This is a genomic window from Bergeriella denitrificans NBRC 102155 (assembly GCF_001592185.1).
GTDB lineage: Bacteria > Pseudomonadota > Gammaproteobacteria > Burkholderiales > Neisseriaceae > Neisseria > Neisseria denitrificans.
The window spans coordinates 1-10,891 of record NZ_BCWL01000053.1; the positions used below are offsets into that span (position 1 = coordinate 1).

At 58.2% G+C, this 10,891-nt stretch carries 9 protein-coding genes and 1 other RNA gene; 4 read left to right on the forward strand and 6 right to left on the reverse strand.

The window, feature by feature from the left end:
- Positions 1 to 149: 149 nt before the first annotated feature.
- From ssrS to dnaE, 5 genes are all read right to left on the reverse strand, one after another.
- A non-coding RNA gene (ssrS, locus tag BDE01S_RS04650) (6S RNA) lies at positions 150 to 328 on the reverse strand.
- A 15-nt stretch (positions 329 to 343) separates the two neighbouring features.
- Positions 344 to 649, reverse strand: coding sequence for a cell division protein ZapA (locus tag BDE01S_RS04655; RefSeq protein WP_066077960.1), 306 nt, complete (start codon positions 647 to 649; stop codon positions 344 to 346).
- 3 nt (positions 650 to 652) lie between these two features.
- On the reverse strand, positions 653 to 985 hold the full coding sequence (locus BDE01S_RS04660; RefSeq protein ID WP_066077961.1) for a hypothetical protein: 333 nt from the start codon (positions 983 to 985) through the stop codon (positions 653 to 655).
- A gap of 94 nt (positions 986 to 1,079) precedes the next feature.
- Positions 1,080 to 2,069 carry an NAD(P)H-dependent glycerol-3-phosphate dehydrogenase gene (locus BDE01S_RS04665; RefSeq protein ID WP_066077962.1) on the reverse strand — a complete coding sequence of 330 codons (990 nt, stop codon included), beginning with the start codon at positions 2,067 to 2,069 and terminating at the stop codon, positions 1,080 to 1,082.
- Positions 2,070 to 2,263: 194 nt separating this feature from the next.
- Complete coding sequence (gene dnaE / locus BDE01S_RS04670; RefSeq protein WP_066077965.1) at positions 2,264 to 5,698, reverse strand: DNA polymerase III subunit alpha; 3,435 nt, start codon at positions 5,696 to 5,698, stop codon at positions 2,264 to 2,266.
- Positions 5,699 to 6,110: 412 nt separating this feature from the next.
- Here dnaE and apbC point away from each other — a divergent pair, with 412 nt between their 5' ends.
- The gene (gene apbC, locus BDE01S_RS04680) at positions 6,111 to 7,190 is read left to right on the forward strand and encodes an iron-sulfur cluster carrier protein ApbC (protein ID WP_066077971.1); all 1,080 of its coding nucleotides are present in this window, start codon (positions 6,111 to 6,113) and stop codon (positions 7,188 to 7,190) included.
- A 240-nt stretch (positions 7,191 to 7,430) separates the two neighbouring features.
- Here the strand turns inward: apbC and BDE01S_RS04685 are convergent, their stop codons facing one another.
- Positions 7,431 to 8,417 (reverse strand): hypothetical protein, encoded by a 987-nt coding sequence (locus tag BDE01S_RS04685; RefSeq protein ID WP_066077975.1) that lies wholly within the window; start codon positions 8,415 to 8,417, stop codon positions 7,431 to 7,433.
- 312 nt (positions 8,418 to 8,729) lie between these two features.
- Between BDE01S_RS04685 and BDE01S_RS04690 the strand changes: the two genes are divergently transcribed.
- From BDE01S_RS04690 to rpmG, 3 genes are all read left to right on the forward strand, one after another.
- Positions 8,730 to 10,049, forward strand: a complete 1,320-nt coding sequence (locus BDE01S_RS04690) for a M23 family metallopeptidase (RefSeq protein ID WP_066077972.1) — start codon at positions 8,730 to 8,732, stop codon at positions 10,047 to 10,049.
- 212 nt (positions 10,050 to 10,261) lie between these two features.
- Positions 10,262 to 10,495, forward strand: coding sequence for a 50S ribosomal protein L28 (gene rpmB, locus BDE01S_RS04695; protein ID WP_002216391.1), 234 nt, complete (start codon positions 10,262 to 10,264; stop codon positions 10,493 to 10,495).
- Positions 10,496 to 10,526: 31 nt separating this feature from the next.
- On the forward strand, positions 10,527 to 10,682 hold the full coding sequence (gene rpmG / locus BDE01S_RS04700; RefSeq protein WP_003684373.1) for a 50S ribosomal protein L33: 156 nt from the start codon (positions 10,527 to 10,529) through the stop codon (positions 10,680 to 10,682).
- Positions 10,683 to 10,891: the final 209 nt, after the last annotated feature.

The window sequence follows — 10,891 nt, forward strand, 5'->3', positions numbered from 1 at the left end:
GGGCGAGCCAACGCCGTAGCGGAATTGACCCACCGCCTATATACAGATTTCTTTGTTGTGAAGTGTAATTCATCTGCGGGGGCTTGGCAATATCGCGCGCGGGCGGCGCTCATGGAAAAGCCATACCTTTTCGGGGTATGGCTGAATGGGGAATCCCCGCTGGTGCCGTTCGGGCGGAATCCGCTTGAACCTTGCTGACAAGGCGGTCGCCTCGGGTAGTTTCGGGTTCGTCTGTAAAAGACAATCGCGCCCACTACTGCTCCCGGCAACCTTAAGCGAACTTATTGGTTCAAAGGAATATATGCCTTCGCAAACACCGCAGGGAAAAAGGAGGGCCGTAATGTTACGGCTGCTGATCCAGGCGCGACAGGGCTTTGTCGCAGGCTTGGGTCATGTCGGCTATTTTACGCTCAAATTCGCCGATTGCCAAATCGTCTTGGAAGGTGGTTTTGAGCAGGTCGTGTACGACGTTGAGCGCGGCCATGATGACGATTTTGTCGCTGCCGACGATGCGGCCGCTTTCTTTGATGGCTTCGCTTTTTTTGTTCAGCATGTCAACGGCTTGCAGCAGGGTTTCTTTTTCTTCTGCGGGGGTGCTGACGGTCAGGGCGACATTCATGATGTCGATTTGGACTTGTTCGATGCTCACGGCTTATCCTTGGGGTAAGGTTTCTTCTTGCGGCAGACGCTCGAGCAGATGGCGCACTTTTTCGGCGCTTTGCTCAAGGGCGCGGCGGTATTGGGCTTTTTCTTCCGTCAGGAGGTCGATTTTGCTCTGTAAGTCGTCTTTGAGCTTGCCGACCTGCACCAGCAGGGCTTCGCTCAATTCGTCTACGGCGGCTTCGTGCTCGCGCCGGCTTTGCTCCTGCTCGAGTTTCAGACGGCTGATTTCGTCTTGCAGGCGGCGGTTTTCGCCGATCAGGGTTTCGAATTTCTGCGCAAGCTGGTACACGCTGATTTCGAGTTTTTCTAGGGATTGGTTCATGTGCGGTATCACTTATCGGGGGTTGCGGCAAGCATAGTGTGATGCTTGGCCGCTGTCAACTCGGCCGCCTGCTGCGCGGGCGGCCGGATGCGCTTTATTCGAAGCGGGCGCTGCGCTCCATCAGGCGGTCTACGACTTGATGCGGGGTCATTTCTTTGCGGATGAGCTGGAGCAGGGTTTGGGTAATCGGCATGTCGATTTGGTATTTGCAGGCGGTGTTGAACACTTCTTCGATGGTGCTCACGCCTTCGGAGACATGGCCGATTTCTTTCAATACTTGATACAGCTCTTTGCCTTCGGCCAAGCCGAGACCGACGCGGCGGTTGCGGGAAAGCGCGCCGGTACAGGTGAGTATCAAGTCGCCGATGCCGGCCAAGCCCATCATGGTTTTGGGCTGCGCGCCCATGGCGGTGGCTAAGCGGGTGATTTCGGCCAAGCCGCGCGTGACTAAAGCAGCACGGGCATTCAGGCCGTATTCAAGGCCGTCTGAAAGACCGGTGGCGATGGCCATAACGTTTTTCACGGCGCCGCCGACGGCAACGCCAATCACGTCGTCGCTGCCGTAAAGGCGCATCACGTTGCTGTTGAGCGTGCCGACCAAGTCTTCAATCCAGGCGGTGTTTTCGGAGGCGAGCACAACGGCACAGGGCAGCTGCTGCGCCAATTCTTGGGCGAAGCTGGGGCCGGAGAGTACGCCGATGGTTTTGTTGTCGGGCAAAACTTCTTTCACCACTTGGAAAGTCAGCAGGCCGGTATCCTGCTCGAAGCCTTTGCAGGCGGCCAATACGGGCAGATTGCCCGCGCCGTGGGCTTTCAGCAGCTCGCAGCTGCCGCGCAGGCCGGCAACGGAAGTGACAATCAACACCAGCTCGCTGCCTTTGAGGGCTTCGGCCAGGTCGGCATGGGGGGTCAGGGTATCGGGAAAGGGAAAGCCGGGCAGCGCTTTTTTGTTTTCGCGCTCGGCTTTCAGGGTGTTCATGTGTTCGCCGTTGCGCGCCCACAGGGCGACTTGGTTGCCTTGATGGGCGAAATGCAGCGCCAGTGCCGTACCCCAGGAGCCGGCACCCATGACGGTTATGTTCATGCTTGTCTTCCGTGTTGAAATTTTGTCTAACTTTAAAACAATCCGCCCTGCCGTGCAAGGGTAGTGGCTGTCGGCGGCGGGCGCCGATGCCGTCTGAAAACTTGGGAAAGGCCGTCTGAAAAAGCGCGGGTTTTCCTGCGTTTGGCTGGCGGCTGTGTTGCCGCACGGTTGGTTTTTCAGACGGCCTTGCGCGCTTACCAGTTGACGCGGACGGCGCGGCTGCCGAGCAGGCTTTCCAGCTCGCCGAACAATCCGGCGCTGGCTTTAACGCGCCATTTTGTGGGGATTTTGAGCGCGCCGGAAGCCCGGTCGTTGGCATAGGAGAGCATCAGCGGAATCATGCTGCCCTCCCCTTCGTATTCTGCGCCAAGCAGCGCGGCCAGCCGGCGGATGTCGTGTTCCGGCCGCAGGGCAAGGCTGAGGCTGCGGGCGTAAAGCTCGCGGGCGGTTTGCAGCGTCATCACGCGGTTGGCCATAATCCGCAGCCCTTCGCCGCCGCCGTAATCGTCGCGGCTGATTTTGGACTCGATAATCAGCACTTGGTCGGATTTCAAAACGGCTGCGCTGTTTTCCAGCGTTTGCCCGCTGACCATGATTTCCACTTGGCCGCTTTGATCTTCGAGGGTCACAAAGGCGATTTTGCCGCGCTTGCCCATCATGGTGCGTACGGCGGTGCAGAATCCGGCCACGCGCACGCTGTCTTGCGGTTTCAGACGGCTGAGTTTGACCGGCGCGATTTGGCGCACTTCGGGCGCATAAGGGCCGAAGGGGTGGCCGGACAGGTAAAAGCCGATAACGGTTTTTTCTTCGGCCAGCTTTTCCGATTCGCTCCACATCGGCGCGTCCAGCAGCTTCACCGGCTCGATGGCGTCGTCCATCATGTCAAACAGCCCGCCCTGATTGGCGTTGGCGGCTTTTTGGTCGGCGTTGTCCATCGCCAAGTCAATATTGGCCAGCAGCATGGCGCGGTTGGGCTCGATGCTGTCGAACGCGCCGCCGCGTATCAGGGCTTCGAGGGTGCGGCGGTTCATGTGTTCTTTGCCGACGCGCTCGCAGAAATCCAGCAGGCCGGTGAATTTGCCGCCCGCTTCCCGCGCGGCGATGATGGATTCTACCGCCGCTTCGCCCGTGCCTTTAATCGCGCCCAGCGCGTAGCGGATTTTATGGTCTTTCAAAGGGGTAAAGCGGTAGTCGGATTCGTTGACGTCGGGCGGTAAAAATTCCACGCCGTTGGCGCGGCAGTCGTCGTAGAAATGCTTGAGCTGGTCGGTATTGTCCAGCTCGCTCGACATGGTGGCGGCCATAAATTCGGCGGTGTAATGCGCTTTGAGCCAGGCCGTCTGATAAGAAATCAGCGCGTAGGCGGCGGCGTGGGATTTGTTGAAACCGTAGCCGGCGAATTTTTCCATGTAGTTGAAAATTTCGTCGGACTTCTCTCGCGAAATGCCCTGCTTGGCGGCACCTTCGGCAAAAATTTCGCGGTGTTTCACCATTTCTTCGGGTTTTTTCTTACCCATGGCGCGGCGCAGCAAGTCCGCACCGCCCAGCGAATAGCCGCCGATCACCTGCGCCGCCTGCATCACCTGCTCTTGATACACCATAATGCCGTAGGTCGGCTCGAGCACGTTTTCCAGCAGCGGGTGGATGTATTCAAACGCGCCGCCTTTCATACGCATGACGAAATCGGGGATGTTGTCCATCGGCCCCGGGCGGTAGAGCGACACAAACGCAATCAGCTCTTCAAACTTGGTGGTGTGCGCCGTTTTCAGCATTTTTTTCATGCCGGTCGATTCAAACTGGAAGACGGCGGTGGTGTTGGCATCGCGGAAAATCTGATACGCCGCTTGGTCGTCGAGCGGGATGTGGTTGACATCGACAATGTCGCCGGTGGTCGCCTTGATGTTGTTTTGCGCCATTTCGATAATGGTCAGGTTGCGCAAGCCCAAAAAGTCGAATTTCACCAAGCCCACGTCTTCCACGTCGCCTTTGTCGTACATCGATACCGGCGAAGCGGATTCGTCGGCCTGATACACGGGGCTGAAGTCGGAAATTTTGCCAGGTGCAATCAACACGCCGCCCGCGTGCATGCCCAGGCCGCGCGTCAAATCCTCCAGCTTTTTCGCCAGCGTAATCAGCTCTTCCGCCTCTTCCGCTTCAATCAGTTCGCGGATTTGCGGCTCGGCCTCCATCGCAGCGTCCAAGCCCAAGGGCTTATTGGCTTCCAGCGGAATCAGTTTGGAAAGTTTGTCGCACAGGCCGAACGGCAGCTCCAGCACGCGCCCCACATCGCGGATAACCGCCTTAGACGACATCGTGCCGAAAGTCACAATCTGGCTCACCGCCTCCGCGCCGTATTTTTGGCGCACATACTCAATCACGCGCCCGCGGTTGCTTTGGCAGAAGTCGATATCGAAGTCGGGCATGGACACGCGCTCGGGGTTCAAAAACCGCTCGAACAGCAGCGCGTATTTCAGCGGATCCAAATCGGTAATTTTCAGGGAATACGCCACCAGCGATCCCGCGCCCGAACCGCGGCCGGGGCCGACCGGGCAGCCGTTTTGCTTCGCCCAGTTGATGAAGTCCTGTACGATCAGGAAATAGCCCGGGAAGCCCATTTGGATAATAATGCCCAGCTCGAAATCCAAACGCGCCTGATATTCCGGCATTTTGTCCGCCCGCTCGGCTGCGTCGGGATAAAGCTGCGCCATGCGCTCCTGCAAGCCTTCGTTGGAAAGCTGCGTGAGATAGTCGTCGAGGCTCATACCGTCGGGTGTCGGAAATTGCGGCAGGAAGTTTTTGCCCAAGGTGATGTGCAGATTGCAGCGTTTGGCGATTTCCACCGTATTTTCCAAGGCTTCGGGCAAATCGGCGAAACGCTCGGTCATGGTTTCCGGCGGAATGAAATATTGGCCCGGCGTAAAATCGCGCGGACGCTTTTTATCGGTCAGCACCCAGCCGCCGGCAATACACACCCGCGCTTCGTGCGCCTGAAAATCGTCGCTGCCCATAAACTGCGCTGGATGGGTCGCCACCACGGGCAAATCCAGCTCTTGCGCCAGCTTCACGCTGCCGGCTACGGACGCCTCCCACTCCGGCCGCTCGGGCAGCCGCTGCAATTCCAGATAAAAGGCATTAGGAAACCAGGCCGCGTATTTTTCCGCCGCTGCTGCCGCCGCTTCGGGGTGGCCGTTTAACAAATTCACGCCCACTTCGCCGTAATGCGCGCCGCTCAGGCAGATTAAGCCGCTGTTATCGCCCTCGGCCAGCCAGCTTTGGCGCAATTCGGCATGGTGGAAGTTGCGGTCTTTGCCAACATAAGCCGCCGTCAGCAATTCGCTCAGGCGCAGATAGCCCTTGTCGTTGCGGATAATCAGCAGGGCGCGGAAAGGCTTGTCGGGCGCGTCCGGGTTTTCAATCCGCACATCCGCCGCCCCCACCGGCTTGATGCCCGCGCTGCGGCAGGCTTTGTAGAACTTCACCAGGCCGAATTCGTTCATCAGGTCGCTGATGCCCAAAGCCGGCAGGCCGTATTCATGCGCCTTTTTCACAGCTTCTTTAATGCGTATCATGCCGTCGGTAATCGAAAATTCGGTGTGCAGGCGTAAGGGGATGTAGGTCGGCTGTGTCATGGCGTTTGGTCGGAAAAGCGGAAAGGGCTATTGTATAGTGAATTAAAATAAAAAAGCTACGGCATCGGCTGCGCGTTTCCCGATTGCGGCATTTTCAGACGGCCTGAGACTTTGCAGAAAGCGTGAATATCCGGTGCCGTCATTCCCACGCAGACGGGAATGACGGCAGAGAGGTTTTCAAAGGATTTTTGGAATTTTGCACAGGTCTCGGCTTGCGCCTGCGGCCTGCCGCTGACACAGCCTTACACAGGCTTTAAAAATACGTTAAGGCCGTCTGAAAAATGCGCCGTGCCGCAGCGCTCTTGCTACAATATCGCGGAATACACACCCTGCCCGCCCGACGGCTTGATTTTCCGCCGCGCGGCCTGATTTTGACTGCACACCCGTTTTCAGAGAACCTTTCCGAGACATCATGAATATTTCCGCCATTCAAACCGCGCTCGATGCGGTACAGATTCCCCTGACCGGCCGCACGCTCGGCAGCGAAAAAGCCGTTGCCGATGTGAGCGAGCAAGCCGACGGCCTGCACGTGCGCCTGCGCTTCGGTTTTCCCGTACACCACATCGGCGCCGATATCGCCAACCGCGTGCAGGAAGCCCTGATTGCCCACACCGGCGATGCCGCCATTCACTTGAGCATCGATACCGACATCGCCACGCATAAAGTCCAGCCCGGCGTGTCCACCATCAAAGGGGTGAAAAACATCATCGCCGTCGCTTCCGGCAAAGGCGGCGTAGGCAAATCCACCACCACCGCCAACCTCGCCACTGCGATGGCACGCATGGGCGCGCGCGTGGGTGTATTGGATGCCGACCTTTATGGCCCGAGCCAGCCGACCATGCTGGGCGTACCCGCCGCCAAGCCCGACCAGCACAACCAAAAATTAATCCCCGTAGAAGCCGAAAGCGGCATACAGGTCATGTCCATCGGCTTTTTGGTAGACACCGACCAAGCCGTGGTCTGGCGCGGCCCGATGTTGAGCCAGGCTTTGCAGCAATTACTGTTTCAAAGCGAATGGAACGACATCGACTATCTCTTTATCGACCTGCCGCCGGGCACGGGCGACATCCAGCTGACCCTGTCGCAGAAAATCCCCGTGACCGGCTCGGTAGTCGTCACCACCCCGCAGGACATCGCGCTGATTGACGCACGCAAGGCCGTGGATATGTTCCATAAAGTCAACATCCCGATTTTCGGCGTATTGGAAAATATGTCGGTACACATCTGCTCCAACTGCGGCCACAGCGAAGCCATCTTCGGCAGCGAAGGCGGCAAAGATTTGGCCGCGCGCCTGAGCGTACCGCTGCTCGGCCAGCTGCCATTAAGCCTGCCCGTGCGCGAAGCCATGGACAGCGGCACGGCGCTGCAATTATTGGAAGAACACCCCGCCATTGCCGATATCTACACGCAGGCCGCCTTCCAAGTCGCCCTAGCCGTCGCCGACAAAGGCCGCGACTTCAGCAGCCGCTTCCCGAAAATCGTGGTTGAATAAGGCTTGCTGTTGAGCGGCGGGGTAGCAACCCCGCCCTACGGCTGATGCCGTTTCCCAAAAATCGTAGCGGGCAGATACAGTCCGCCATATTGACGATAAACGCGCAAAGCCGTCTGAAAAAAGGATTTTTCAGACGGCTTTGTATATTTCCAGAAACACAGACTGGGCTTTACCCCAACAAACCCGGCCTACGCATTTTGATTTTCAGGCATTTCAAGACACCACTAAAACCGCGCCCGATTACGCCCAGCCCGTACCCCGGAACACCCGCCGTTTTTTCCAAAACGCCCGCAGCGAGCGGCGCGTCAATACCAGGCTGCCGCCCTGTTCGCCGTCGGTTTCCACCGCCAGCTGCCGCACGCGGCCGGTGCGTAGCGCGCCCAGCAGCGGCGCAAACCAGTGTGTTTCCCAGCTTTCTAAAATGTCGCAATAAGCCGACACATCGCCCATATGCACCGTGGCCGCCAAATCGTCCAGCCACACCACCGCTTCCGATACGGGGCGGGCGGTTTCTTCGATGTGCGCGAGCAAGGCGGCAAAGTTGTAAGGTGCATCGATTTTCTCGCCCTCAGCAAACTGCGCCCACGGGCTGCTTGCGGCCACCCAATCCGCCGTCTGTTCGCCCGTCGCATCCTGCCACAGCCACAGACCGTTCAGCGCGGGCAGCCCCTGCGCGGCACGCGTTTGATTGACGGGATGCGCGTGCAGCCACATTTGGATTTCCGTCTGTTTCGCCAACCATTCCAGCGCATCCGCGCCGCACGCTTGGGCGCTGCTGCCGACCTGCCCGCACACATCGGGCAGCGGCGCAACCTGCCAATCACTTTCAGACGGCTTGGCCAGCAGCCACAAATCGGGGCGCACTACATGAAACGTCCAGCCGTCTTCGCGGTAAAACGCGCTCAACTCGGTACACAGCCGCGCGGCTTCTTCCGCATCGATATGCAGATATTCCCCGCCGACGATGCTGGCCTGGTGCATCCCCATCTGCTGCCACACCGGCGACGCAAAAGCGGCGGGCTGCTCCGGCGGCAGACCGGCAAAGGCTTTGGCGTGCGCCAGCAGGCTGCCGCGCCACAGATGCCGCGCGTAAAATTCAGACGGCCTGCGCGGCAGATGCGCCACACGTCCGTAACGCAAGATTTGGTTAAATGCCGGCAACTCTGGCAGCGGCGGCGCATCGTCGGCGGGGCGGAAGAGCGCGGGCAGGGCTAAGGTCAGTTTCATGGCGGAGAAATCGGGGAAAACGCCCATTTTACGCGAGAAGCAGCCGGCGGCAAATCCGCCCGCGCCCGCCGCGCACGGGCAGATTTTTTGTTGCCCGGGCGGCTGACGTGTTAAAATGAAGGGCGTAAATTTCGGAAAATGCGGGTGGTAAATCAACACAATAGTCCCGATAATATGCCGCACGCGATGGTTTATCCCAGCCGCTGCCGTCTGAAAAAGCGGCGGCTGGGATAAACTATTGCCCATCAATCAAATCAGATACCGGCGCACTCCGCGCGCGCGGCTGCGGCCGCACGGTCAGAAGGATCATGAGTGAATAAGCAGAGCAAACCCTCTTTTTTTAACCGCTTTTGGCGCAACAAGCCCGTGCGCTGGTCGCTGCTGGGCATTCTGCTGCCCGTATCCGCAGTGATGACCGCCTACGGTGTGACCGAGCCGCTGCCCGGCAGCGACTTCAAAATCGAACGGATTTCCCAAGAGCTGCCCATGCCCACCATCGCCGCCGCCGACACCCAAAGCGGCTACTGGGCGCAGGAGCTGGTGCAGCAGGGCGATTCGCTCGCCGATGTGCTCGAGCGCCTGAGCGTGCCGCAAGACGACATCCGCAAAATCATGGCGCACAACAACGCCAGCCGCAATATGAAAAACCTCAGCAGCAACCAATCGGTCAGCATCCGCGTCAACGCGGCCGGCGAAGTGACCGACGTGCAGTTTTTCAGCGATGAAGAGCTGGAGCGCAACCTGGTGGCGCTGGAGAAAAAAGACGGCAAATGGCGCGTATCCCATGCCGATACCGACATGAAAACCCTGCCTACCCTGCGCGCCGTCCACATCCGCAGCTCCGCCATCGGCGATATGCTGCGCGCGGAAATTCCCGCCGACCTGTATATCCAGTTGAAAGAAATCTTCGCCGACAACTTCGATATGCAGAGCCTGAAAGAAGGCGACGTGATCCGCCTGCTCTACAACAGCATGTATTTCCGCGGCCAGCAGATGGCCGTGGGCGATATTTTGGCCGCCGAAGTGGTGAAAAACGGCAAAACCTACCATGCCTATTACTACAGCCAGGGCAAAGGCGATGAAGAAAGCGGCAGCTATTACGACCAAAACGGCAAATCGCTGCAGCAAAAAGAAGGCTTTACCAGCGAGCCGGTCGGCGGCGCCCGCATCTCCTCGCCCTTCGGCTACCGCGTGCACCCCATCCACCATTCCGTGCGTATGCACACAGGCATTGACTACGCAGCCCCGAGCGGCACACCGATTAAAGCCGCTGCCGACGGCGTATTGACCTTCAAAGGCTGGCGCGGCGGCTACGGCAACACCGTCATCATCCGCCACAGCAACGGCGTGGAAACCCTTTACGGCCACATGAGCGCATTCTCTACCGCCGGCGGCAACGTCCGCGCCGGAGAAATCATCGGCTACGTCGGCTCGACCGGCCAATCCACCGGCCCCCACCTGCACTACGAAGCCCGGGTCAACGGCCAACCCGTCAATCCCGCCACCGTTGCCCTGCCCACGCCCAAGCTGACGCCCGGCAATATGACCGCGTTCCGCAAGCAGCAGAAAGCCGCGTCCGCCACCCTCGCGGCCGTACGCAACCTGCCCGTATCCGTCGCCCAGCTCGACTGATACCGGCCGTCTGAAACGCGGCGGCGCAGCCTGCGTCCGGTGCATTTTTCAGACGGCTTCCCCGCTGCCGCAGGCGGCAAACCGTTTCACAGAAACAACATTTCGGCGGTTTAAACCCTAAAAATGCCGTTTTCTCAGAAAACTGCTTGAAACAACATTGCTTTTTATGGTATAAATCGCGTTTTACTATTTTAGAAGTTTGGAGACTAACCATGGCACGAGTTTGCAAAGTGACCGGTAAGCGCCCGATGTCTGGCAACAACGTATCACACGCCAACAACAAAACCAAACGTCGTTTTTTGCCTAACTTGCAATCACGTCGTTTCTGGGTAGAAAGTGAAAACCGCTGGGTTCGCCTGCGCGTATCTAACGCTGCACTGCGCACCATCGATAAAGTAGGCATTGACGTCGTATTGGCCGATCTGCGTGCTCGCGGCGAAGCTTAATTTAACGAACGCTTAATTAAGGATTACTGCAATGCGCGATAAAATCAAACTGGAATCCAGTGCAGGTACTGGCCACTTTTACACCACTACCAAAAACAAACGCACTATGCCCGGCAAACTGGAAATCAAAAAATTCGATCCGGTAGCCCGCAAACACGTTATCTACAAAGAAACCAAATTGAAATAATCCGGTTTCCCGATAGGCAAAGCCCCCTGCTTTTCAGCAAGGGGCTTTTTATTTTCGCTGAAAAGGCCGTCTGAAGATGCCTGTCGGGTACGGGCGGTTTTCAGACGGCCTTTTCCTGCAATGACACGCCCCGAGCCCCTTACCTGCCAGATTACCGACACCGCCCCGCTGCTACCGCACAGCAACAGTATAGTCGAAGAACTTAATTT